This window comes from Enterococcus sp. LJL128 (assembly GCF_056924295.1).
Window position 1 is genome coordinate 109,437 of the sequence record NZ_JBXPBP010000005.1, and the last position, 24,256, is coordinate 133,692.

At 35.8% G+C, this 24,256-nt stretch carries 27 protein-coding genes and 1 pseudogene; 9 read left to right on the forward strand and 19 right to left on the reverse strand.

The genetic code is table 11. The features are described from left to right. Positions 1–76: 76 nt before the first annotated feature. The 6 genes from AC1Z3K_RS08250 to AC1Z3K_RS08275 form a co-directional block, all read right to left on the reverse strand. Positions 77–343, reverse strand: coding sequence for a hypothetical protein (locus AC1Z3K_RS08250; RefSeq protein ID WP_426082725.1), 267 nt, complete (start codon positions 341–343; stop codon positions 77–79). Then, positions 336–704 carry a hypothetical protein gene (locus AC1Z3K_RS08255; RefSeq protein ID WP_426082723.1) on the reverse strand — a complete coding sequence of 123 codons (369 nt, stop codon included), beginning with the start codon at positions 702–704 and terminating at the stop codon, positions 336–338. Before AC1Z3K_RS08255 ends, AC1Z3K_RS08250 begins: the two co-directional genes overlap by 8 nt. Continuing rightward, positions 704–1,999, reverse strand: coding sequence for a hypothetical protein (locus AC1Z3K_RS08260; protein ID WP_461732444.1), 1,296 nt, complete (start codon positions 1,997–1,999; stop codon positions 704–706). Before AC1Z3K_RS08260 ends, AC1Z3K_RS08255 begins: the two co-directional genes overlap by 1 nt. Continuing rightward, the gene (locus AC1Z3K_RS08265; RefSeq protein ID WP_461732445.1) at positions 1,996–2,760 is read right to left on the reverse strand and encodes a tandem-type lipoprotein; all 765 of its coding nucleotides are present in this window, start codon (positions 2,758–2,760) and stop codon (positions 1,996–1,998) included. The genes AC1Z3K_RS08260 and AC1Z3K_RS08265 overlap by 4 nt, the downstream gene beginning before the upstream one ends. A 141-nt stretch (positions 2,761–2,901) precedes the next feature. After that, positions 2,902–3,666: a tandem-type lipoprotein gene (locus AC1Z3K_RS08270; protein ID WP_461732446.1), complete on the reverse strand. Its 765-nt coding sequence runs from the start codon at positions 3,664–3,666 to the stop codon at positions 2,902–2,904. A 334-nt stretch (positions 3,667–4,000) separates the two neighbouring features. Next, on the reverse strand, positions 4,001–4,336 hold the full coding sequence (locus AC1Z3K_RS08275) for a hypothetical protein (RefSeq protein ID WP_461732447.1): 336 nt from the start codon (positions 4,334–4,336) through the stop codon (positions 4,001–4,003). A 485-nt stretch (positions 4,337–4,821) separates the two neighbouring features. Here AC1Z3K_RS08275 and AC1Z3K_RS08280 point away from each other — a divergent pair, with 485 nt between their 5' ends. From AC1Z3K_RS08280 to AC1Z3K_RS08295, 4 genes are read left to right on the forward strand one after another with little or no spacing between them, the layout of a single operon-like run. Then, positions 4,822–5,163 carry a PadR family transcriptional regulator gene (locus tag AC1Z3K_RS08280; protein ID WP_426082719.1) on the forward strand — a complete coding sequence of 114 codons (342 nt, stop codon included), beginning with the start codon at positions 4,822–4,824 and terminating at the stop codon, positions 5,161–5,163. Further along, positions 5,156–5,524 carry a DUF1048 domain-containing protein gene (locus AC1Z3K_RS08285; protein WP_461732448.1) on the forward strand — a complete coding sequence of 123 codons (369 nt, stop codon included), beginning with the start codon at positions 5,156–5,158 and terminating at the stop codon, positions 5,522–5,524. Before AC1Z3K_RS08280 ends, AC1Z3K_RS08285 begins: the two co-directional genes overlap by 8 nt. Positions 5,525–5,556: 32 nt before the next feature. Beyond that, positions 5,557–6,486, forward strand: coding sequence for an ATP-binding cassette domain-containing protein (locus AC1Z3K_RS08290; protein ID WP_426082716.1), 930 nt, complete (start codon positions 5,557–5,559; stop codon positions 6,484–6,486). Next, entirely contained in the window at positions 6,487–7,242 is a 756-nt protein-coding gene (locus AC1Z3K_RS08295; protein WP_461732449.1) for an ABC transporter permease, read from the forward strand. 51 nt (positions 7,243–7,293) lie between these two features. Here AC1Z3K_RS08295 and AC1Z3K_RS08300 read toward each other — a convergent pair whose 3' ends face one another. Continuing rightward, positions 7,294–7,941, reverse strand: coding sequence for a YczE/YyaS/YitT family protein (locus AC1Z3K_RS08300; RefSeq protein WP_461732510.1), 648 nt, complete (start codon positions 7,939–7,941; stop codon positions 7,294–7,296). A gap of 99 nt (positions 7,942–8,040) precedes the next feature. Between AC1Z3K_RS08300 and yeiL the strand changes: the two genes are divergently transcribed. After that, positions 8,041–8,694, forward strand: a complete 654-nt coding sequence (gene yeiL / locus AC1Z3K_RS08305) for a transcriptional regulator YeiL (RefSeq protein ID WP_426082714.1) — start codon at positions 8,041–8,043, stop codon at positions 8,692–8,694. Between the two features lie 184 nt (positions 8,695–8,878). On the opposite strand, the gene AC1Z3K_RS08310 is transcribed toward yeiL, so the two are convergent. Both AC1Z3K_RS08310 and AC1Z3K_RS08315 read right to left on the reverse strand, forming a co-directional pair. Beyond that, on the reverse strand, positions 8,879–9,289 hold the full coding sequence (locus tag AC1Z3K_RS08310) for a VOC family protein (protein WP_461732450.1): 411 nt from the start codon (positions 9,287–9,289) through the stop codon (positions 8,879–8,881). Positions 9,290–9,448: 159 nt separating this feature from the next. After that, positions 9,449–10,420: a MerR family transcriptional regulator gene (locus AC1Z3K_RS08315; protein ID WP_461732451.1), complete on the reverse strand. Its 972-nt coding sequence runs from the start codon at positions 10,418–10,420 to the stop codon at positions 9,449–9,451. 321 nt (positions 10,421–10,741) lie between these two features. Here AC1Z3K_RS08315 and AC1Z3K_RS08320 point away from each other — a divergent pair, with 321 nt between their 5' ends. After that, positions 10,742–11,293 carry a hypothetical protein gene (locus AC1Z3K_RS08320; RefSeq protein ID WP_461732452.1) on the forward strand — a complete coding sequence of 184 codons (552 nt, stop codon included), beginning with the start codon at positions 10,742–10,744 and terminating at the stop codon, positions 11,291–11,293. Positions 11,294–11,671: 378 nt separating this feature from the next. On the opposite strand, the gene AC1Z3K_RS08325 is transcribed toward AC1Z3K_RS08320, so the two are convergent. The 7 genes and pseudogenes from AC1Z3K_RS08325 to AC1Z3K_RS08355 all read right to left on the reverse strand — a co-directional run bounded on the left by AC1Z3K_RS08325 (position 11,672) and on the right by AC1Z3K_RS08355 (position 17,158). Then, positions 11,672–11,956 carry a type II toxin-antitoxin system YafQ family toxin gene (locus AC1Z3K_RS08325; RefSeq protein WP_461732453.1) on the reverse strand — a complete coding sequence of 95 codons (285 nt, stop codon included), beginning with the start codon at positions 11,954–11,956 and terminating at the stop codon, positions 11,672–11,674. Beyond that, a complete protein-coding gene (locus tag AC1Z3K_RS08330) occupies positions 11,946–12,200 on the reverse strand; it encodes a type II toxin-antitoxin system RelB/DinJ family antitoxin (RefSeq protein ID WP_461732454.1) in 255 nt (84 codons plus the stop codon). The genes AC1Z3K_RS08325 and AC1Z3K_RS08330 overlap by 11 nt, the downstream gene beginning before the upstream one ends. Before the next feature lie 899 nt (positions 12,201–13,099). Beyond that, a complete protein-coding gene (locus AC1Z3K_RS08335) occupies positions 13,100–13,618 on the reverse strand; it encodes a hypothetical protein (RefSeq protein ID WP_461732455.1) in 519 nt (172 codons plus the stop codon). Between the two features lie 221 nt (positions 13,619–13,839). Beyond that, positions 13,840–14,355 carry a hypothetical protein gene (locus AC1Z3K_RS08340; protein WP_461732456.1) on the reverse strand — a complete coding sequence of 172 codons (516 nt, stop codon included), beginning with the start codon at positions 14,353–14,355 and terminating at the stop codon, positions 13,840–13,842. Positions 14,356–14,888: 533 nt separating this feature from the next. Then, positions 14,889–15,197, reverse strand: coding sequence for a hypothetical protein (locus AC1Z3K_RS08345; RefSeq protein WP_461732457.1), 309 nt, complete (start codon positions 15,195–15,197; stop codon positions 14,889–14,891). A 14-nt stretch (positions 15,198–15,211) separates the two neighbouring features. After that, entirely contained in the window at positions 15,212–16,573 is a 1,362-nt protein-coding gene (locus AC1Z3K_RS08350; RefSeq protein ID WP_461732458.1) for a T7SS effector LXG polymorphic toxin, read from the reverse strand. A gap of 371 nt (positions 16,574–16,944) precedes the next feature. After that, positions 16,945–17,158: pseudogene (locus tag AC1Z3K_RS08355) on the reverse strand (helix-turn-helix domain-containing protein). 90 nt (positions 17,159–17,248) lie between these two features. Between AC1Z3K_RS08355 and AC1Z3K_RS08360 the strand changes: the two are divergent. Then, positions 17,249–17,542, forward strand: coding sequence for a hypothetical protein (locus tag AC1Z3K_RS08360; protein WP_461732459.1), 294 nt, complete (start codon positions 17,249–17,251; stop codon positions 17,540–17,542). A 133-nt stretch (positions 17,543–17,675) separates the two neighbouring features. Here the strand turns inward: AC1Z3K_RS08360 and AC1Z3K_RS08365 are convergent, their stop codons facing one another. Further along, positions 17,676–18,404 (reverse strand): restriction endonuclease, encoded by a 729-nt coding sequence (locus AC1Z3K_RS08365; protein ID WP_461732460.1) that lies wholly within the window; start codon positions 18,402–18,404, stop codon positions 17,676–17,678. Between the two features lie 228 nt (positions 18,405–18,632). Between AC1Z3K_RS08365 and AC1Z3K_RS08370 the strand changes: the two genes are divergently transcribed. Together AC1Z3K_RS08370 and AC1Z3K_RS08375 are read left to right on the forward strand one after the other, a co-directional pair. Beyond that, positions 18,633–19,652: a dsDNA nuclease domain-containing protein gene (locus AC1Z3K_RS08370; protein ID WP_461732461.1), complete on the forward strand. Its 1,020-nt coding sequence runs from the start codon at positions 18,633–18,635 to the stop codon at positions 19,650–19,652. Positions 19,653–19,667: 15 nt separating this feature from the next. Next, complete coding sequence (locus AC1Z3K_RS08375; protein ID WP_461732462.1) at positions 19,668–21,347, forward strand: hypothetical protein; 1,680 nt, start codon at positions 19,668–19,670, stop codon at positions 21,345–21,347. A gap of 158 nt (positions 21,348–21,505) precedes the next feature. On the opposite strand, the gene guaA is transcribed toward AC1Z3K_RS08375, so the two are convergent. After that, a complete protein-coding gene (gene guaA / locus AC1Z3K_RS08380; protein WP_461732463.1) occupies positions 21,506–23,062 on the reverse strand; it encodes a glutamine-hydrolyzing GMP synthase in 1,557 nt (518 codons plus the stop codon). Between the two features lie 206 nt (positions 23,063–23,268). Further along, positions 23,269–24,192 (reverse strand): type I pantothenate kinase, encoded by a 924-nt coding sequence (gene coaA / locus AC1Z3K_RS08385; protein ID WP_426082676.1) that lies wholly within the window; start codon positions 24,190–24,192, stop codon positions 23,269–23,271. Positions 24,193–24,256: the final 64 nt, after the last annotated feature.

A 24,256-nucleotide genomic window follows, 5' to 3' on the forward strand; every position in this document is an offset into this window, starting at 1 on the left:
GCTGCGAAACACAGTGAGGGACGAGCTGATGTTAAAAAGTACCTACTCGGTTCTCGCAGTTGTTTTTGAAAATATATTAAAATTGTTCAAATTGTTTTGTTGTCTCTTTAAAGGATTTTTTTGCTTGCGTCACCCATTTTCCTTTGGCCGCTGTTGTTAAACTGCTTAGATAATTTGAGGAGTTACTTTTTAGAGCAGTAATTATTGTCTCTTCAGCTTGCTTCATTCGTTGTTTCCTTGTGTCGGAAACGTGTCTGCTATGACTAGCAGTAAACGAACGAATCAGCGATTTTTCCAAGTTTTTTCGAATATCCTTTAGTTCATCTTTTAAACTGTCAATCATTTAAATCTTCTTCTTTCTTTGAGATAATTCGCTCTTCTTCATAAATAGTTACTTGCTTTTTGTACTGTTGTTCAGTTTCTTCTAAAACACATTCTATTTTATAAGTAAGATTATTCACTAAATTTACTCCTTCTTCTTGTGCCTGTTCTACCATATGATAGGCATGCCTTAAATCCAGTGAATCGTGGTCTTCCTGCCTTGAAAATGTTGAACGGAGTCGTTCAACTGTTTCTTCGAGGAGGGAGTTGAAACGATGTTTTTCCAGAGTAGTTTGTTCTAATTCTTCCTCAAAACATCTTTTTTCTCTTTCGTAATCGTCTTCCAGTTGTTGTATTTTTTTATTGTAGTTCTCATTTTCCATTACGCACTTCCTATCTGACTTGCCAATCCATGGTCAGCTGCCAACTGTTCAGTAATTGAGGCTTTAATGGAGTCAATCAGCTGATCATAATGCTGCTCAATTTCTGCAGCTTTAGCAAGAGCTCGCTCATATTCTGCCACAGGCTCTGTCACAATACTTTCTTTTGTGGCACCACCACTTTGCAGAGCACTTAATTCTTCTGCTTCTGTCAGCGTTGCACCGACAGTACTTGCATTAGCTAAGGTATCCGCCCATAATTGCTGGGCGTCCTCTATTGCGTTGTTGTACATAGTTTTTAACTCTAAAAGTTCAGCTTGAATGGTTTGTTTCATTCCTTCTGTTACTGCTAGAGCTTCTGCAGCATCTAAAAAGATACTTTCAGTCGAGGAAAGCCCGCCACCACTCTTGGTTAATTTATTCCTCAAGCTATTCAGTTCTTTCATCCTCATTTTGGTCATTGTTTTGGCTATTTCTACACTGGATATTTTTTTGCCGTTTTCATCGACTAATGGTAGATAAGCACGGATAAAGGCTTGTTCTTCTTTAGACAGAAAACCAGTCATATCATGCCCTTTTCCGTTGTAAAGCTTAAATTTCTCACCGGGATAAAGACTGCCGAACATACTAGCGTATTTATTTAATGGATCATCTTCAGAAATAAAATAGACAAGACGCCCTTTATACTTATGAATAATATAGGCCATTTCAGCTTCACTGAATATTCGATTTAGAAATCCTGATTGATCAAAGAGCATACCTATCCCTTTGCCTAGTTTATTGCTAAGAGGAGCCGCATTGTATAATACGATATTAGGAATTTGATGAGACATCCCTAAAACAGCACCATCCCGTCCACCCTTCGAATGACCAGTCACGGTATCAACAGTATAATTCTGTTTTAAATTATTCAGAAAGGCGTTCCCTTCTTTAAAGTAAGCCGAACGGGCAGTATCTCCGTTTACAGCAATCGAACCATCCGCTATAAAATCCTGCATTTTCTCTCCCCAGCCATTGTCCAAATTGGTTCCAGCAAAACCAACGGTTACCTTCCCAGTGTTGTTATCCTTAAATGCTACACCGCTAAGACTGGTATTTTTATCGTAAAAAGCGTCAACTAGCTGTAGATTTGGAGGGAATTTTCCCTGCTCCTGAAGCTCCTCAATTTGTCTCCTAATTTGTCTTGAATCCAGACCATTAAAAAGTGCATTTTCTATCTCATAAGAGATAGTAGAAATTGCACTAGTCTCTTCGGTTCCTGAATTGATTCCTTTATCTTTTAGTTTGTAATCACTCATTGGTTATCCTCCTCAATTGAAGGTTGATAATCAATGGAATCTCTAAAAAAGATAGGTGGATTTTTTTCAAACTGAAATGTTAATTCCTTCGAACCAATTGAGGAGCCTTCTAACGCACCACGACCGCTTAGGACTATGGTTGGTGCCTGATTAGTAGGGATATCGTAGCGTTCTCTCAATTGCTTTACATTAGTGTCTTGATTGGTTAGCTGGTACTCCAATTCATACATTGGAACCTCTGGATTATACATTTTCCGTAGGTTTTTGTATTCGTTCAACTTGTCAAATTTTCCATATTGAACAAAAAATTTAAAATTTAATATCTTCTCTTTTAAAGCTGAATCAGTCACTTCTTCAGTTAAATGAAAGCCTTGTTCATCGTAAGTTACAGGATATTGCTTTTTTTCTGTGCTTTTTGACAAGTCATCTGGAATCCATGTCTGATAATAGTGTCCCTCAGCAGTTCGTGTATTTCGATTTAAACGGAGTACTATTCCTTCGCTAACCAAAGGATCATCCTCAGATTGGCTGATTGACATACTAGAGTTTAGAACCCAAGTTCCTTTGTCCTCCTCTTCAAACTCCTCGTCTCGATAGCCCTCCATATCGTAAAAATCCATTAAATTCTTAGTAGGATACATTGCCAAGACATTCTCAAAACCTTGTTCTACTTCCTCTTTATTTTTAACTTCACAACCACCCAAGCTTGTCATAATGAATAATCCTCCTATAATGCTCAAAATAAGTCGACAATTTTTCATGTTTTTCTCCTCTATTTAGATATAAATATAGACCGTTTTTGCTTCATCGAAAACTCACTTCAGAAACCTTGATTAGTTTATTGCCGAGGGAAACCGTATTGTATAATCTTCAGAAAGGCATTGCCTTTATCTTATAATCACTCATTGGTTATCCTCCGTATTTGAGGGCTGGTAGTCAATTGAGTCTGAAAAATAGACGGGAGGATTCTTTGTGAATTGAATGGTTAAATTCTTTGAACCAATTGAGGAGCCTTCTAACGCACCACGACCGCTTAGGACTATGGTTGGTGCCTGATTAGTAGGGATATCGTAGCGTTCTCTCAATTGTTTTACATTAGTGTCTTGATTGGTTAGCTGGTACTCCAATTCATACATTGGAACCTCTGGATTATACATTTTCCGTAGGTTTTTGTATTCGTTCAACTTGTCAAATTTTCCATATTGAACAAAAAATTTAAAATTTAATATCTTCTCTTTTAAAGCTGAATCAGTCACTTCTTCAGTTAAATGAAAGCCTTGTTCATCGTAGGTTACAGGATATTGCTTCTCTTCTATGTCTTCCTTCAAATCGATTGGTACAGTTCTCTGGTAATAGTAACCTGTAGCTGTACGTTTATTTCTATCTAACCACAAAAACATTCCTTCACTCATTAATGGCTCATCGTCATGTTGACGGATAGCCATACCAGATACCAGAACCCAAGTTCCTTTGTCCTCCTCTTCAAACTTTTCGTCTCGATAGCCCTCCATATCGTAAAAATCCATTAAATTCTTAGTAGGATACATTGCTAAGACATTCTCAAAACCTTGTTCTACTTCCTCTTTATTTTTAACTTCACAACCACCCAAGCTTGTCATAATGAATAATCCTCCTATAATGCTCAAAATAAGTCGGCAGTTTTTCATGTTTTTCTCCTCTATTAGATATAAATGAAAATTCAAACATTTTTTTATCCTTTCTAATTATATTGAATATCAGACTTTTTGTCTATGTGATGAGTATAGAAAATAGTCATTTTCGAGCTGCTTCAATTACTAAAAAAGGTGTTGGTTGATTTCTGAATAACACAAAATATTATAGACTATGAAAAAAACAGTCAAGCGCCTTTGCTAATATGCCGGCGCTTGACTGTTTTTTGATAAAATATCGAACTAAAACTTACTAAGCTCATTCTAACAGTCTTAGTTAAACGCATGGAAACAACGGCCTGCTTTTGACTGATGTGGAACGCCAGCTGAGCTAAAGCTTTTTAATAGAGCTGATTTTCCCGTTGATGGTTGATGGATAGGTCTCTTGAATAGCACCGGAAAAAGTGACTTCTACTGTGTCGCCTTCAACGAGGTTTAGCTCTTCAAAGGGATATTCGGAATCAGAAATTTGCAGGGTCACTAAATCTCCTTCAACAAGTATGCTATTGGAATCAGCTGACACAGCGACTGTCCCTGAAATTGTCTGTGTTTCAGTATTAGACTCGATACGATTGTTTTGCCGATTTGATATGAAAAATAGCAGCAGAGCTACAAAACCGGCAGTACAGATAACCGCGATTGAAAATGTTCGTTTGCTTGATTTCATCTTGCCCTCCTGTGATAAGTAATTTAGCTAAAATAAAAAATGGAATCATTTATTTTGATGGCCGTTTTTTATGATTTTTTTCATAGTTCTGTCCACTATTTTTTATTAGATTTACAAAAAGTAACGATGTAATACGGTGGCTCCTCTCTTTATTCTGGCGGAGGATTCCTTCGGCGTCAATAAGGAACTTTTTTATTTAAAAACCTTTAATCTTGTTTTTGAACGTACCGCAAAAAAACTGTCTGTCAGAGTACTTAAAGTATGGGGTTAAGCAGCAAGCTAATGTACAAATTAAAAGGATAATGAAAAAGCGGACAAAAATAAATAATTCCCAGAGCAGAAACTCTCTAAGTACAAAGGGCTTCAGCTCTTTTTTTGTTATATAGAAAAAATATTTACTACTAAGTGAAACAAAGTAGTTGACAGAGGTTGGTACTAAGTATTACTATATACCTGTACTTAGTATTACGAAGTAGGTGAGTGAAATGAATAAATTGACAGAGATGCTGAAGGGAATTCTTGAAGGACTGGTTCTGGAAATCATTAGCCGAAAGGAGACATACGGTTATGAAATCACTAAGACGTTAAATGATCTTGGTTTTACAGATATCGTTGAAGGAACCGTCTATACTATTCTTCTTCGTTTAGAAAAAAATCAGCTGGTAGCTATTGAAAAGAAGCCTTCGGAAAAGGGACCCGCTCGAAAGTTTTATTCGCTGAATGAAAAAGGCGAGAGGGAACTAGAGGCGTTTTGGCAGCGCTGGACATTTGTTTCAGAAAAAATGGCAATAATTAAAGATGAGATGGGAGCGAAGCATCATGGGTAAATGGAAAGAGCTTTTAGAGGTAACAAAAAACTGGCGTTATGAAAAAGCTGAATATAAGGAGTTTGAGCATCGAATCGAGGCCCTTCCTGAGGATTATCGCTTTGTCTTTAAAGAAATCCAAAAATATATGTGGGAGTTCTCTGATTTTACAGGGCATAAGATGCTGGCGGCCATGTATGATTTGCTGGTAATTTTTGAAGACAGTGCTGAAAACGGACAGAATGTTTTTGCAGTGACAGGTGATGATGTAGGTGAATTTGCCAGTGATATCGTGAGAGAAGTGTCCAATACCTGGGTGGATGAAAGAAAAATAAAGCTGAATAAAAAGGTTCAGAAATTTAGAGATACACATACGAGGTAAATAAGAAACACAAGAAGAATGGAGTGGAAAGCATGAGTGCCCCTGTGATTGACGTAAAAGATTTATCTAAAAGCTTTGGAACACAAACAGTGCTTAAAAACCTTAACTTTCAAGTGGGAAAAGGAGAGGTCTATTCTTTGCTTGGAATGAATGGTGCCGGTAAAACAACGGTTATTAAGATTTTAACAACGCTCTCTCATAAGGATGCTGGTGAAGCATACGTTGCAGGATTTGATGTAGAGCAGGAACCCCGCAGCGTAGAAGAGGCTATAAGTTTGACCGGTCAGTTTACCGCAGTGGATGAACTGTTTACTGCACAGGAAAATTTAGTAATGATTGGACGGCTGCGTCATCTTAAGGATGCCAAAGAAGCAGCCCTAGCTCTGCTTGAACAATTTCGGCTGCTTGATGCTAAGGATCAGCTGGTTGCTTCATTTTCCGGTGGGATGAAAAGAAGACTGGATATTGCCATGAGTCTAATTGGTAATCCGCAAATCATTTTTTTAGATGAGCCTACAACAGGACTTGACCCGAAAAGCCGTCTAGAGGTTTGGGGGTTAATTCGTAAGCTGAAGGAAGCAGGTGTAACGATTTTCCTAACGACACAATATATTGAAGAGGCAGAACAGCTAGCGGATAGAGTAGGAATTTTGAAGGAAGGCCGTCTGATAGCAGAAGGAACGCCAAAGGAACTAAAGGATACAGTGGAAGAAAACGGTGTGGAACTAGGTTTTTACACAAAGAACGACTACGAGAAAGCAGTGGTGCTGTTGGCTGCTTATTCCATACGTGAGAATGTGGAAGAGCTGAATATTCAAGTTTTGACAAATGGGAGTGCTAAAGAATTTGCTTTAGTTCTTGGAATGCTGGAAACAGCCGGGTTAGAGCTGCGGGCATTTTCAAAAATTGAAAGCAGACTAGAAGATGTCTTTCTGAAAATTGTGGAAAAGGGGGCGGCTTAAATGCATACAGTGCAGGATACAATGACGATGACAGGACGAGTATTAAAACACACAATGAAAAGTATTGATACGCTGATTACGGTTGTTTTGATGCCAGTTATGATTATGCTGGCATCTGTCTACATTTACGGCAGTGCGATGGATATGGGGAACAAAAGCTATATCGATTATGTGGTGCCGGGTATCTTAATTTTGACAGTCATTACAGGTTCTGGCTACACAGCTTATCGTCTGACACAGGATGTGACTAAGGGAATCTTTGAGCGGTTTCATTCAATGCCGATTGCTAAAAGCTCAATACTTGGAGGGCATGTGTATACCTCTGTTCTGTATAATTTTGTTTCTATGTTTTTTGTAGGCATAGCTGCGCTGCTATTTGGCTATCGAATGGAAACCTCGCTGCTTCATTTTATGCTGGCATTCCTACTGCTTTTAGTCTTTAATTTTGCCATGACTTGGGTGGCGGTATTTTTCGGACTGCTAGCTAAAAGCGTAGAGACCGCCAGCGTCTATAGCTATATATTGATGGCCTTCGTATTCGTCAGTTCAGCATTTGCACCGATAGAAAGCATGAAAAGCGGGCTGCAGACTTTTGCCAAATATAATCCGTTCACAGCTGTCATTGATGGATTAAGAGAGCTGCTGAGCGGCAATACACTTGATTCAGCGACCCTGACAGGTTTGATTTTTTCTGGGGCGGTTTGGCTGGTCTTTGCTTTTGGATCAGTAGTTGTCTATAAAAAGAAGCTGAAATAGCAGCTTTTCTAAACAGCAAAGCACTGAAAAAAGAACATGAAATCCTTAAGCTTAGAATTCCATGTTCTTTTTCACTTTATCTTCTGACTGAGTGAGATGTAACTCCTTCGACCAGGAAATAACAAATGACAATAAAAAGAGGCTAATCAGGGTTCCTTCACGAACAAAAACAGGCAGGTGATAGGTTATAGAGAGAAGCAGGGAAAGAAGAATACAAACGCTGTCTATCAGATAGCGGTAAAATTGAAAGCTCCGGCCAGTTCTAGCTGAAAGCAAGGCACAGAAATTTTCGATAGGGAATTTCAAAAATCCCAAGGCCAGCACTTGGCCGGTTCCAAATCCGGCAATGATTGTTCCTGCGATAAATAGCAGAATGCCACTGAGATAAGAGGTGACCATAATCGGCGCCAACAGATGATATAAGAAGAGATTAATGACATTACCGAAGCTGATTAAAGCAGCCAACATCACCAAATAACTCTTAATTGTCCGCTTTCTGTCAAGCAGCCAGCAAATAACTAAAAACAAACAGTTGATTAAAGTAGTGACAGTCCCAACTTTTATAGACGTGAAAGTGGAAAAAGCTACGTTGAAAGAATTGAAGCTGCTGACACCGATATCTGCTTTAATAGTCAAGCTAATACCAAGGGCGCTAATCATATAAAAAACTAAAGAGAGCAAAAAATTCTGGATATTCATTTTCATTTAAAACACTCCTTTCTTATTTACGCTTCTTATTATGTGATACAATTCCAAAGAAGGAGTATGAGATATAGCATATTTTGAAGGAGAAATTTTATGATAAAAACCGCCTATCAACTTTCGTCAAAGAAGAAACTGGCAGCCAATGCTGATTTGTTTTCTGAGAAAGATTTAGCAGAAAGCTATATTACAGAGTTCAGCAGTAATCAATATATTCACAAAGAAGGAGAAGAACTGGATTTTCTATTTTATATTCTTCAGGGAAAAGCCAAGATTCTCAAGAATGAAGAAAACGGGAAAGCTGTTCTTATTCAGTTTGTTAAAGCAGGAGATATTATCGGAGATTTAACGCTATTAGAGGCGGAGACGATGACGAAAGACGTGGTTTCCATCGGTTCGACAGTTTGTCTGGCTATACCTATTCGATATGCCCGAACGGTTCTGCTTAACAGAAATTCTTTTCTAAGGAAAATCAGCAAATACATGGGGGAAAAACTGCTCCTGAGGATGGATCACTTTGCCGCAAATCAGACCTATGAACTAAAATATCGATTAGCTGAGCTGCTATTGGAAGTCTCGGTTGATGATGTCTACAAGGAAAAGCATACAGAAATTGCAGAGTATCTTGGCGTGAGCTACCGGCACTTACTCCATACCTTAAAGCAGTTTAGGGAGCAGGGATTAATTGAGAAGCAAAACTCAGTGTACGTTATTGATAGAAAAGGACTCGAAGAATATCTTAGCCTATGATTGGTGAACTACGGGGAATAGATAAAACAGCTGTGTAGTAGTCGAGCTTTGAATGAGTAAATTAGACATTAAATTTTCGTGGATATAAAGATTATTGTTGGTCAGAAGCGAAAAGCAATAGTAATAACCCCAGATACCGGAGCTTGCTCTAGTATCTGGGGTATTTGATTGAAAAAGATTTGTCCTACTCTGTTTCTACATATTTTTCTAGATAGTCATCACTAGGAGGTATAACCTGAATCACATCGATTAACAGCTTATCAGGACTTTCTATTAAGAAATGCCGTTGCCCATAGTCTTCATCTTGAAGCTCCATTAGAATCGGTGCTTTTTGTTTTGTCACTATTTCAGCATAAAGCTGATCAACATTGTCCACTTCGAAATTAAGGATGATTCCTTGACTGACAGCTCTATATTGGTCTGGAATCGTGTCGTGCTGGCTATCAATTAACGCCAGCTCAAAATCGTCATCATTTTTCAAACTAATGTACCAATCACTTGTAAAGGTTTCTTGGAAGCCAAATACTTGCATAAAAAAGGCAGCTCCCTTCTGGATATCCTGACTCATTAATACGGGGTAACAACTAGTTGTCATCATTTTTCTCTCCTTTTAAAGGGTTATTTTTCAATTTTTATTTTAACATACAAACTGTATGTATGTGAATGTTTAAAAAATAACCTTCTAAAAAGACCAATAATCTAGGAAAGCAGCTTCCTTGTTATTGGTCCTTTATTCTTGTTGTGAAAAAATCATTTAATCTTCTTTTAGCTTAATCGGAACATACCGCTGCATCTGCTTATAGCCGAGACCTTTTTCAATATCATTATTGTACTGATTTTCTTCGTCCAAATAGGGCATATTAAACATGAAATCACGACTTTCATCTAGTACAAAATTAGTGTTTTCCAGCCATTTGTAAATTTTATTTTGTACTTTTTCGATACTTTCATTGTCTTCATCAATGCTGACAGCCATCGCATATAAGCCCCCTGGAAAATCGATAATGTTAAAAGGCTGTACATCTTCTGCGGTTACCTCATCTTTAATCGCACAAACCATCTCTGCTTTGTCTTCTTTCGGTAAGGTAAAATCTAAACAGTCAAAAATGACTGTTTTGAACTTATCATAATGCCGCCACAGCTGCCACATATAGCCGCCCTCTTTAAAAATGTCCATCCATGTTTGTTCACCAGATGTGATTGCTCTAAAGCCGGGAACTCTGACCACCATGACATCTGGAACCTTCTTGTCCAGCTGATCGGTTATCTCAATCAAGCGGCTGACATTGGAGGGCTTTCCAATATAATCAACGCTTACAAATTGTGTTTCAATTTCCTTTGCCTTGTTATATAGCTGTTTGATATCTGCGTTATCTGTAAAATTCATTCTTTCTATTTCTTGGATAAAATCTAAGACAATATTTTTCAATTCATGCAGCAGGGAAACTTCATCGTCAATGTTTTCAACTTTCTTCCCTAATACATCAAGAACGACATCTGACCCGGAAGCACTGAAAATACGCTGAATATCTTTTATGCTAATATTCAGTTTGCGTAAAATAAGGATTTGCTCAATCCTTCTGACCGCATCCTCATCATACATTCTGTAAGTAACGTCTTCACTGCGAATACTTCGCAGCAGACCCATGTCCTCGTAATAGCGCAGCGTACGGGCGGTAATATCATATTTGCTTGATACATCCCTAATCTTAATTAATTTATTCATAAACTCTCCTCTCCTTCTATGATACAAGTGTAATTATAAATGCTTCCCTAAAGGAAGAGTCAAGTTTTTTCAGTTTGGGAAATTTAGAAATTTGGAAAAAGCCAATGGAATAGGATTTTAAAACAGTAGCTATTTATTGCGTAATTAGTGTGAAATGACTTGTTTAAGCAAGAATAGACTGTTTTTCTTATCTTTGAGGATAGCCTAAAATCTACGCTTGAATGAATACCATGAGTTAAAAAATAGCTATTTTAATGGGTGATGAATGATAAAATAGATAATAAAGCTAGAAAACAAAATGTATAGAAAAGAGGAAGAAGAATGGCCTGGAATCTTTATGTACTGAAATATAAAAGAACTGGAAATTATTATGTTGGAACAGCCCCAGATTGGAGAGATAGGATATATGTTCATCAAACAAAGACCTCTTCCCGAGCACTTGGTTCTCAACCATCAGAATTAAATAAATCAAATGCAGGCTTTTATTATTTTGTATATGGGGTTGACGGATTTGAAATAGATGAGAGCAGATTGGGTACGAATCAAAGTGTTTCGAAAATTAATCAAAGTATCTCATACATGATTGAAAATGAGTTAGCCGAATATTTACGAAAATGTGCTAAAGAAGAAATTATTGTAAACGGCGGTTGTTTCCCTCCTACTAGTATTGAGAAAATAAAAATTATAGCTGCTGCTGCTAAAGAGAAAACCGTTAGTTTATCTAAAACTGAACGGCTACTCTTTGAAAAAGAGCTTCCTGAAATATTTAAGTGTGAGATAGGCAGTGTAGCAGCTAAAAAGACAATTAAAATGATTAATGTAACAAATAAAGAGGGAATAAGGCTGAATCTTTTAGAATCCGGGGAGTTGTGAAGGTGAAAAGAAGAGGTTCATCAGTAGTCGTTTTTAACATAATGGCTATTGTATAGGTAAGAGGAGTCAGGAACATAAATGAATCTTAACTTTTTCTACGCCCAAAACCTGAATAAACAGCGATTCACAAGCTGCTCCTTCGGAAATAAGCCGTACAATAGTGAAAATGTGTGACGCCATTTTCGTATCGTATGGCTTATTTCTCGGAGCTGAACGCTTTTGTCACAACCTCAACGTTACCCTAGAATTGATTTTATCAGCTGACTAAATAAAGACTAATCTTTGCTATTATATAATGAGTGTTGAAAAGTTACTAAAACTGATTTTATGTTATCAATAGATAAACAGAGTATCCCGTAGAAAATTAAAAGAGACCGCCTAAGTATTTCTGAATATTTGGTCATGCGAACCAGTCGCAAGTAGCCATAATTCCAAACAGCCGTTATCAATTCGATAAACAAGTAACCAATCACTTTCGATATGAAGTTCTCGCAAGCCTTTTTTATTTCCTTTTAAGGCGTGGTCTCCATATTTATGCACCAGTTGCTCAGTATCTTGGCTAAGTAGCAAATCAAGAACTACCTCAAATTTAGTCATGTCATAATGTTTTTTCTTTAGAGCCTTATAGTTTCGTTCAAATGTAGGAACTGTTCTAATCTTCATTGTTTAATTCTTTCATTAGTTCTTGTTTGTTATTAAAAGTCTTGTAATTGCCACTTTCAATTTCTTTCAGTGCTTGAGATAAATCGTCTTGAGCTAGAGATAATGTGAACGGAATTGCTTGTTCCTTAACGACCTTTGTCAAATATATTTTGATTCCCGTAGATAAATCCATACCAATCTCATTGAAAAACTTTGCTGACTCTTCTTTTAAGTCATCGTCTAATCGTAGGTTTAACTGGGCCATATTCTCAACCCCTTTCTTGACAATATTATAGCATTTTGTATATACGTTGTAAAGTGAAGTGATTTATTATGGTAGGCTTTTTATAGTTTTTTCTAATAAAAAAGAAAATATAATGAGTTAGCCAGATATTTACGAAAATGGATTGGCGGAGATAGTATTGTAAATGGCGGTTGTTTCCCCCTACTAGTATTGAGAAAATAAAGATTATAGCCGCTGCTAAAGAGAAAACCGTTAGTTTATCTAAAACTGAGAGGCTACTCTTTGAAAAAGAGCTTCCTGAAATATTTAAGTGTGAGATAGGCAACGTAGCAGCTAAAAAGACATTTAAAATGATTAATGTAACAAATAAAGAGAGGATAAGGCTGAATCTTTTAGAATCCGGGGAGTTGTGAAGGTGACAAGAAGAGGTTCATGAGTAGGCGTTTTTAACATGGTGGATATTGTATATAAAAGAAGAGGATGGGACCGAAGTGTTTAGTCCCGAGAAATAAGAAGAAATTCACGGAAATTGTTCCACAAATTTTTGTGAATGTCGGCTTATTTCCGAAGGGATTGCTTCTGCTCCCACCGTTTATCCGGATTCCAAGTGAGTAGGATATAACTCAATGAGTTATGTCTCACTAAAACTAAATAAATGATGTTCCAAGAGCTGCATCTTCAGAGATACGTTGAACGATACTGAAAGTAGGTAGCTATTTCGTTTGTTTGAAATGAGTATGATTTTATTTGAATGTTATCAGTGAGGGGATAAAATCAAGTGTAAATTAGCCTGACATTACTGCATCATAGTTCACCATAACTATTACTTGTATATCTACGTTTTAACATGTTTGGTTATTTTCTAGGTTCTAAAAGGGAATTGCTAGTGTTCTTACAAAAGAGCAATCGAATTCAGAGGTTTAATTTAGCCTTAAAAAATTAGTTGGAAGTTTACTACTTGTAATAATCGCAATTGGCTCTGAACGATCATTGATATCTATATTGCTAAAGTAATGTATTTCTTCTTCCCATTCTTGATGGAATCTAATTGTCAAAATATCATCATTAATGGATAAGATATAATATATTTTTCTGTCTTTAATTAAAGTTAAGCGAGAATTTAAATATTGAATATACATCCTACCGAATTGCCATTGTGCCCTAATGGACAAATCCTGGCTGACAAAATCAATTACTCTAAATTCATTATTATAAACTTCATATCCTACTCTTCCTAAAGGATACTCCTTCAAAATAGCATCAAATTGCTTTGCCGATATTTCAATACCTCTAGTTGAAAGCGTCAAGCAATCATGCATATCATATATTTCCATGTTAATACAGCGGTTAAAATCATCTATATTGAAAATTAGTTCATGTTCAGTAATATTTTCATTATTTTGTGCGAGTTCTTCTTCCCAACATTTATTTGTTAACATTATTTTCACTCTCCTAAATATTTAAGTGCTCTTTCAATTGCTTTATTTATTTCTGGTTTTTTCAACAATTTTGAATTCTTGGAGGTGCTAACATCATACTGTCAGGATTTATAATTTTTCCAGAATCAACGCCGCAGCTGCATTTTTGTACTATTGGGTTCATGCTTGTCTTAATTGTCTACTAATATTCAGTAGTAAATCCTTGTTTTCCAAAACAGATTTTATACATTGGTAATTTTGAAAAAGTTTTCAGGTAACTCTTCGCTGGTTACAACCGCTATTGGACTTGTGAAGCCTTCTAGGTCTCCTAACCAACTACTCTCATCCTCCCACTCTTGGTGAAACCTGGTTGTTAGTATATTATCATTAATTCCAAATATATAAATAATTCTTTGGGAGGTTAATAACTGCAAGCGGGAGTTAATATTCTGAATAAATACCCTCGCAAGCTGCACTTGTTCTTGAATAGTTAGCGACTGTTCAAAAAAATCAATCATTCGAATTTCATTTGCAGAAGCTTCATACCCCGTTCGATCAAGAAAATTTTTTAAATGAGCTTCAAAATTTTCCTGTGACATACTAGATTCTCTGTTTGAAAATATTAAGCATCCATATACATCAACTAAACGTTTATTAAAAAAGCTATTCAGTTCATCTAAGGTAAATTTTAATGCTTGCGAATTTTCAAAATTTTCAAGTTCACCTATTTCTTTTTTCCATGCTTCATTTGACTGCACAGTTTTCCTCCTTACTTTATTATCAATCGGCCATTAATGTAACCTTTAGCGTAATAATCAATTTCTTTTAGAGGAGGGAGTTCCTTATAATTGATTCTATATTTCTCTAAATCTTTTGTTGTTAATCTGCCTATTTTAATCGTATCTCTTTCAAGTTATCAACATCAACGCTTATCATAGTTGCATAACCTGAACCTAGCTCTACTTTTACCGTATACTCCAAATCAATTAAAGACTCATAAATACCAAAGCATTCATCACACCTGTAAATTATTTCATTGTTCATTTTAGATTGGAATTTTTTCTACTATGCCTTATAGTTACAATAGGGGCATATTATCTCGTTATTTGTGTCTTTATACATCATTTTCTCCTCATCATAACTGATCTCTAGTAGCAACTACAATTCTATCGATTTTAATCGTGTCACTTAAAATAGGGTCTCAAAGCACTTATTATTATAATAAGAGAATCATTTTCTTTTTTTCACAATGGGCATAATGCTACCTATTAAATAACTTAATTAATCTATGCTAGTTTCCCGTATACCTCACAATATCTGGAAAGGGAACTGCTTCAAATTTAAAAATGATACTTCCTTCATCAAAGGGGTCTGATTCTGGACTTTCTTTAACTTTTGATACTAGAAATGTGAACCCCTCTTCAATAAATATTGGTTTAATATAATCAGGAATTTCGTCTATATCAAGTTTGCTTATCAAAATTCTTTGGTCATAATCACTTGCGAATATTTTTTTACGCCAATAGTCTGTCTGACTGATATCTAAAGCGACATCTTCTATGCTGACTATATATTTTTCATACATCAATTCATTATCCATATTTGCTATCTCCTTTAGTCCCAATTTACATAGTTACTGAAATCTGTTTTGAATTTATTTATCTGTTCTAATGTCAATTTTGACCACCTACTACTCTGTAATCTCATTTGAAGATTGCTCTTAGTTACATTATTCATGGTAGTTACGATTTCACCATTAGCTTCTAGCACATGGACTCGCCCGTTTTGGCCTCTAACCAACCAACGCCCATCCTCTTGTATCATAACATCTGAAGGTCTAGCTCGTTGCAAGTCATTAATTGCTGTATTAACATTTCTACCTTCAGCTGATCTAATTTTTGCATGGGAGCTTTTAGTTACATCATTACTAGCCATAATCGTAACAACACCTGCACTGGTAATCACAAAGCCCTCTACTGTTGTTAGTAGTGCATCTTTGTTTATTGTCAGGGTTTGCGCTAGAATCGCTGATCCACCTGCATTTGTTGCAAGAACTGGCATTCCGTCGATTATACCTGTCACACCTGTGATTGTCACCAGTGAACCGCCAATCACGAACGCTACGCCAACAAAGAGAGTCGCTAATAACAGCTTTTCTTCAGTGGTTAATGGATTTTCCAGCAGCTCTTGCCGTTCCTTCAAGGCAAGATAGGTTTTGTATTGCAGCGTTGCTTCCGGATCTAATTCTCCATTTACATAGACCTCATAAAGCACTGTCCCGTTGGGTCCTTGCGTGGGTCGTAATTCGTAGTCCAGCAAATTCTTCATCAGTTTTTCTTGAATCGCCTGTTCCCGCTCTTGCCACTTTTCTTGAATCGGTTTTACCCAGGTCATATCAAGTCTGGTCACATCAAAAGTTCCAGAAGCTGGATTCCATGCTCCACCTTTGTTCAACGCCGCAATCGCTCGTTCCAGATTCTCAATGTTTGCCTCTGCTTCAGTAAATATACCGGCAGATACACTATCAAAAGTATACAACTTCTGCAGTCGTTCTTCTAGTTTAGCAATGCTTCCCTGAACACTCATATAGCACCGTTCTAGGTGTATGTTCTGTTCCTCCAGCTTATCCATTACATTTGCATACGAGCGCAATAAGCTCTGTCCTTGTTGGATCTGATCACGCAACCGGTCTTCTTCGATATCCCCTCCACCGACTATTTCCTGAAACTTTGCCGGGTATTTTTGGTGGGCTTCACTTAGTGACTCCGCTGCCAGGATTAAGGCATTAGAAAGTGGGGGATAGACAGCCATGAAATAACGTCTTGCAGAATCGTAGGTTTTGCCGGACAAGGGTGCATTTAAATAGGCAGTCATCGCATCTTTTAACAGACCCGCATCCTGAATATACTCGTTTGCCATGGTCACAGCGACATTGGTTTGTTCCTGAATTTCACCAACAAAAAAACTAAGTCCCATCTACCTTCTCCTTTTTAATCTTTTTATTATTAAATTTGATATGTGAATTTATTTTACCATATGGAAACGGAAATCAGGTTAAATGTTTCGGGGAAATGTAACTAATCATTTTTGGAGGCACAGCTATATTTACTAAAAAATCAGATTTATATTACTAAGAAACTTTCGGACAGGATATTCTTTACTTTATTTTTAGGTAGCTATAGTGGTGTTGAACAGTGAGTAGTCGACTAAAGAATAGGAGCTATTGGGCAAAATAATCGAAGTATTTGGAAGTTCATTGCGTTATCTTTCAAAGCAGATAATATGAAAGTTTTAAAATAGAATAATAGTAGATCAGAATAGTACCTAACTAATAGTATTGTTCTGATCTACTTCTTTTTGTTTGGATAAGCTTGTTTGTACTCTGTTAATTCTACGAGATAATCAATGCTGGTAGAATAAAAGGTAGCTAATGCTATTAAAGATGGAATAGGGATTTCCAAATTTCCTGTTTCATATCGAGAATAAGTTGTTTGACTGACATTTAAAAGCTTGGCTATCTGTTCTTGGCTTAAGTCAGTAGTCGCGAATTCGATAATACATAAAATCACCTCAGGGCAATTTTATAGTATGCGTTTTTCGCATGTTTGTTTCTATGCAAAAATCGCATAAAAATATTTGGAGGTATAGATGATGAAAAATACAATAACTAAAAATAACCAACCGATCAAAGAAATTAGTCAACAAGATATTTATACTATGCAAGAAATTTTGGAACATTTCCAGTCATGGAAAACCATGCTGGAATTAATGAAAAATTTTTTTGCTAATGAATCGACACCTATTAATAAGAAAAAAATAATAAAAGAGTTTCATGCTCATTCAAAAATTTTTGATACGTTCTATGAAAGTTATTTAAAGGATACGAATAAACTGGAAATTCATGTTGAGAACATGAGGAATAAAGTAAAAGTTCAAAGATTCTAACAATAAACATACTAAGACGAGTTTACTTTCTCTCTAATCTTAGTATGTTTGCTTATAGTACAGAAATATGTCCTGATTTCTTAATTTGACTTAGTTTTATATTATCTTGAAAGTTTAAAATTGTATGGTTTGGTTAATCAAGAAAGTAATCCCTTATCATTCGGGGTTCTACGCCTAGGGCTTGCTCCTGTAGAAATGGTTGGATAGCTAATTGAAGTTCAAAATTTTCACTATAATCGCAAAGTATTGCAAGGTGCTTTTTATCTAAACCTCTAACTACTGTTTCTCCGTACATTAAATTTGAGTTTTCTATAGCCTCTACTTTTGAAAAAAATAGACGTAAAAAAGATTCGCCATTCGCTGATATATTTCTCATATATGTACCAGTTATTTGATTATCTCCCCCATCCTCCATAATACAATAGAATGGTTGACCAACTACAGATTCATCAGGTAAAATGACTTTTAATTTTTCGCCAGCAGCTAAGGCGAGTAATGATTTTTCGCTTCCTGATACTAACTCTATTCCATGATGCTCAGCAAACTGTTTTGCACCACTCTGATAACCTTTGGGAGCTATCATTATTCCCACTGAGTTAGGAATATCATCAAGAATTGATTTAAAAGCCAAAACCTTTTCTTTTGATATTTTTGTCTTCCAGTTCTTACATTCAAAAATAACCTTATGAGTTATTCCGTTTAATTTGAATTGATAATATACATCTATATTGTGTTTGACTCCTGACTTACCAATTATATCATGTTTGTTAATGACTTCTATTTTTTGATTTGAGGAATTAGATAGCACTTGGTATACATATTGAACAAGAGATTCGAGTCTGTCTCCTTTATTTTTGAACATAGTATGATCAGCTCCTTGTTTGAATTATAACACGTTGAGTATGGTTGTAATAGATTGCGTAGCTAGAAAATATATAATAAAAAATATGATGAGCTCAACTTTTTGTTAAACATTCTCCTTTTATTTGGTATTATAATTATAGGTAATAAAGTGAAATATTCATAAATGGTTTATTCAATTCAAATTAACAATAAATTTAGTGCAAAGTAAGGGTAGGTGAAAATAAATATGGATATGCTGAAAATTGCTGATGGAATATCACAATTAACTGATACAGAAATAGGTGGGGACAGTGCATTAGATGGTTTTGAATTTCAATTATCTTCTGCAATTTATTTAATGTTTGAAAAAATTGCTGAGGGCAACTCATTTGCACTTTTATATGAAAAAATTGAAGATTTTATAATAATATCAGAAAAAATAAACCTGTATCAATCTAAAGGAATTAATACTAACATCACATTAGGTTGTTTAACACAAAATAGAAGTAAGAGTATAGATAAAAAAGAATCCATTATTGAAAAAATGTATGATAATTATTTAGAAGTAAAAAGGGAATTTTCAGAACTACCTGTGGAAACAACTTTAGTAACTTGTACGACAAAAGAATTTTCCAACAATTTATGGAATAACAAAAAAGAAGCTCCTGAATTGTTAAAGGATATGAGAGTATTATGTTTTGAAGATATAGGGGACAAAGCAAAAAATGAAATAGTCACAAAAACAAAACATACTTCTTACGACTGGGAAAACATAAAAGCAAGAAGATTAATTCCTAAGCCTTATCATGAAGAAGTCACACGCATCTTTATAGAAGATGTAATAACTGAAAAGTTTGGTTCTAATAAAATTAATAGTAGAGCACTTTATGCGTCGCTGCTGTTAAAAATAAAAAGTATTAGAAAAAGTAAAGAGAGTTTAACGTATAATTTTTTAATGGAAGAGTTAAAAAATTATTTAAATATGGATAACGATAAAGAATTTCATTTAGTTTCCAATAATTTAAACAGAGAAGATCAAGGGAGATTAAGCATAAAACGAAGTTTTGAAATGTATAAAAATATTTATACAATAGAACAACACGCAATCAATAAAGATTACCATATTCTTAAGAGCTTATATGAGTTGAATATTTATGATAGTATTAATGATTTTTATGAGGAGATACTTAACAATTATCAATGTGAAGACATGGTTTTAAGATTGGAAGAACATGAAATAAAGGCATTAATATTATTAGTAATTTAACACGAGGTGATAGAATTGCATTTAAAAATAAGAAAATTTTCGATATTAGACTCTTTAAACTCTAAAGCATTTCATGAAACTTTCGAAAAAGGTTTGAATTTGATTGTTGGAGAAAAGGATTCTGGGAAAACTTCTTTAGCCAGAGCTATTATGTATACATTTGGTTGTGATGTTCGTAATTTTGAATTACAAAATCAAAATAACAATTTAATTTTTGTAATAGAATTTACGGTAAACCAGTCAGACTATATTTTGGTTAGAAGAAAATTAGTTGAAAAAGGAAAAGGCAAAAACTATTTCAAATTATTTTCTGATAATGAGTCTTATACCTATTTTAGCACTAAAGACTTTAAGGATAAGTTGAACGAAGTATTGAATATAGAATTAGAGACTTTGAATAAAAAAGGAGAAAAAACAAAATTATATCCCAACCATCTATTTTTACCATTCTATATGGATCAAGATTATAGTTGGCAAACTTATCTAAGTTCTACATTTTCAAATATAAATTTCATAAATAATTATAAAAAAATAGTACTAGAATTTTATACAGGAATGCGTTCTAATGAATACTACAGGTTGAGTTTACGTAAAAATGAACAAAAGAAGCGTTTATTATATACAGATTCTTTAATAGAGAGTAAAAACACTATTTTACAAGAAAATTTGGCAAATATGAAAATAATAGAAGACGTAGATATAGATAAATTCCAAGAAAAATATAAAATAGTTCTTTCTGTCTATGAAAATATTGTTAATACAGAACATCAACTGAAAGATAAGTATAATAAGTCTCTATATGAACACAACAGAATGGAAAGTCAAATAGCACAGTTGAATCAAGTAATAAATCAAATCATACCAGAGGAGTTAGAAGCGCATTGTCCAAATTGTAATCAACTGATATATAAAAAAATGTCAGATAACTATGAATTACTTTTGAAAAAAGAAAATTTAATTAATGAAAGAGAAAAGCTAGTTTTGTTATTTGAGGAAAATAGAAATGAACTATCTACTATAAAAACAGAACTAAAGAACACTTTAGAGAACGAAAACGCTTTTAACAAAAAATTGAATGCTACGAATAAAACTATATCTCTTTCTGAAAGAGCTGAAAGCTATGCTTTTTCTCAAGTAAATATTAAATTAGAAAAAGAAATAAATGAATTAAGAAATAGTAGGTATGAAATTGAAGAAGAGCTTGAATTAATTGAAGAGCAATTGAATGATTTAAATAAAAATAGTATTCATGAAAAATATCAAAAATTGATGAGGTCAGCTTTTGAGGAGTTGGATATTCCATTTTCATATAATGCATATTACAGAACTAATTTCGAATCAGTTAATATTAATCAATCTGGTTTATCAAAAGTTCAAGCATTTTTATCACAATATTTATCGATTTATGAAATAATTGATGAAAATAAATCATGTACTTCGTTACCTCTATATATAGATACTTATATTAAAGATGATTTTTCCAAAAGTGATTTTAATAAGACTACAGATTTTTTAGTATCAAAAATGGGGCATTTCACACAAAGTTTTTTATCCGTTACAGATAATGAAGCAACAATAAATAGAATTATGGAGAGCGGGGTTGAATTAAATATTCTGAATTTGAAAAAGAATAGAGGTCTCTTTACAAAAGAATATGAAGACGTATATATAGAGTATAAAGCTAATTTAGAATAAAGTTTTAAAGAGCTCGGGACATTTGTCCTAAGCTCTTTATTTTAGTTTTTGGGGACAGTTCGGGGACACTTAACCCGAACTAACCCATTTTTAAGCTGTTTTATACCTCTACAAACGCCTTAAAAATCCTTGATTCTATTGAACTTCATGATTTTAGGCTATTCCCACTCCACAGTTGCTGGAGGTTTACTCGTAATATCGTACACGATACGATTGACATGAGCCACTTCGTTCACGATACGTACGCTGATTTTCTGCAGGACTTCCCATGGGATACGGGCGAAGTCGGCAGTCATGCCGTCGATTGAGGTTACTGCACGGATACCCACTGTATAGTCATATGTCCGTCCATCACCCATTACACCTACACTGCGGATGCCGGGCAGCACAGTGAAGTATTGCCAGATATCACGGTCCAGGCCAGCATTAGCGATTTCTTCTCTAAGAATGGCATCTGATTCGCGAACGATTTCCAGTTTTTCTTCAGTGATTTCACCAAGTACGCGGATGCCTAGACCAGGTCCAGGGAATGGCTGCCGCCAAACGATATGGTCAGGCATGCCTAGCTCTGTACCCAAGGCACGAACTTCATCCTTGAACAGGGTATTTAATGGTTCGATTAATTCGAACTGCATGTCTTCCGGCAGACCACCTACGTTGTGGTGGGATTTGATTGTCTGCGCAGTTTCAGTACCGCTTTCGATTACGTCTGTATAAAGCGTTCCTTGTGCAAGGAAGTCAATGCCTTCCAGCTTGGTTGCTTCATCATCAAAGACATAGACGAACTCATTGCCGATGATTTTACGTTTTTCTTCCGGATCAGAAACACCAGCTAATTTATCAAGGAAACGTTTTTGAGCGTTCACACGGATAATGTTTAAACCAAATTTTCCGCCCAGCATATCCATCACCTGATCGCCTTCACCTTTGCGAAGCAATCCATGGTCGACAAAGATACACGTCAATTGGTCGCCAATGGCTTTTTGCAGCAGTACGCCGACAACGCTGGAATCCACTCCGCCGGACAGTGCCAGCAGAACTTTACGATCGCCTACCTGCTCACGCACCTTTGCGATTTCCATATCAATGAAGTTTTCCATCGACCAGTCGCCAGTACAGTTGCAGACATCAAAGGCGAAATGACGGAGCAAATCATTACCGTATTCAGAATGGCGAACTTCCGGGTGGAATTGTACGCCATAGAAGTTGCGTTCTTTATTTTGAATAGAAGCAATTGGACAGTCTTTACTTGTAGCAACAAGCTCGAAGCCTTCAGGAAGCTCAGTGACTAAATCTCCATGGCTCATCCAAACAGTTTGCGGTGAAGGCAAGCCTTTGAATAAAGCCGCATCGGCTGCTGTTACTTCCAGTTCAGCTTTTCCGTATTCACGGTTTTTGGCTGGTTCAACTTTTCCGTCTAGACAATAAGTCAAAAGCTGCATCCCGTAGCAGATACCTAGAATTGGAATACCTAATTCGAGAATCTCAGGATCGATGCGGAAAGCTTGGTCATCATAGACACTGTTGGGACCACCAGATAAGATGATGCCCTTTGGTGCGATTTCTTTCACTTCTGCAGCAGTAATGCGGTGGCTCAATAACTCTGAAAACACACCGAACTCACGGATACGGCGGGTGATCAGCTGATTGTATTGGCTGCCATAGTCCAACACGATGATTTTTTCAACGTTTGTCATTTCGGAAACGTTCGTCACATTTATTACCCCTATCTATAGAATTATTTTTATATAAAGAGAAACGATTAGATTGGCTGAAGCTGCCTGTAGCTGCGAATTCGCAAAAGCAAATCTTCAGTGAACAACAAATCTTAGGAAAAGCCGATAACCAGAATGGTGTTAGGCCTTGATTCTCTCTAAAAGCAACAGTGGTTCAGCCTGTTCGAAAACAGCGAAAATGAAAATCAGAATTTTCTTAAATAGATTTCATCAATGATATGTTTTTCTTTTTTATGGAGTATGATATCAGCTCGGCCTCTAGTAGGCAAGATGTATTCCTCTAAATTCTTCAAATTCACATTTTTCCAGACATTTCTGGCCATCTCAAAAGCTTCTTCCCGATCACCGATTGCGTATTGATAATAATAATTACTTGGATCCAAAAAGGCGGTATCGAGCAAAGCCCCAAAACGTTCTAAATACCATTGTTCGATCAGCTTTGGTTCGGCGTCTACAAAAACAGAGAAATCAAAGAAATCACTGACATAAATCTGTTCATTTGCCGGCAGTTGTAAAGTATTAATCCCTTCCACAATCAGAATATCCGGCTGATTGATTATTTCGTATTCATCATCGATGATGTCATACACGCTATGGGAATAAACAGGCACACGGATTTCATCTTCACCGTTTTTAACAAGATTCAAAAAGCTGATGAGCTTCTCCATGTCATAGCTTTCCGGAAAGCCTTTACGGTTCATAATGCCTCGTTCTTCCAAAACTTTGTTAGGATATAAAAAGCCGTCAGTTGTAATCAGCTGAACATTTCGACGTTTAAATATCCGGGACAAAATCGTCTGCAGCAGCCGGGCAGTCGTACTTTTCCCCACTGCAACGCTTCCGGCAATCCCAATGATAAAGGGCGGTACAGGTACATATCTATGCAGAAACAGTCCTTTGCTTAGTGTCAGGGATTCGAATTCCTTCATATGCAAATGAATCAGATGAGTTAACGGGACGTAAATATCTTCTACATCCTGCAAAGAAATCTGATCATTGAACCCTTTGATATTTTCCAACTCATCTTCAGTTAACGGCGCTTCCCCTTTGTGGTAAAACCCCAGCCATTCCTCACGAGGAATGCGATAGTAATTCATTCTTTCGTCCATTTGCCCCTCCACCAACAGTGACATGTTTTCTTTGCCTATTTTAACACAATTAACAGCTATCTAT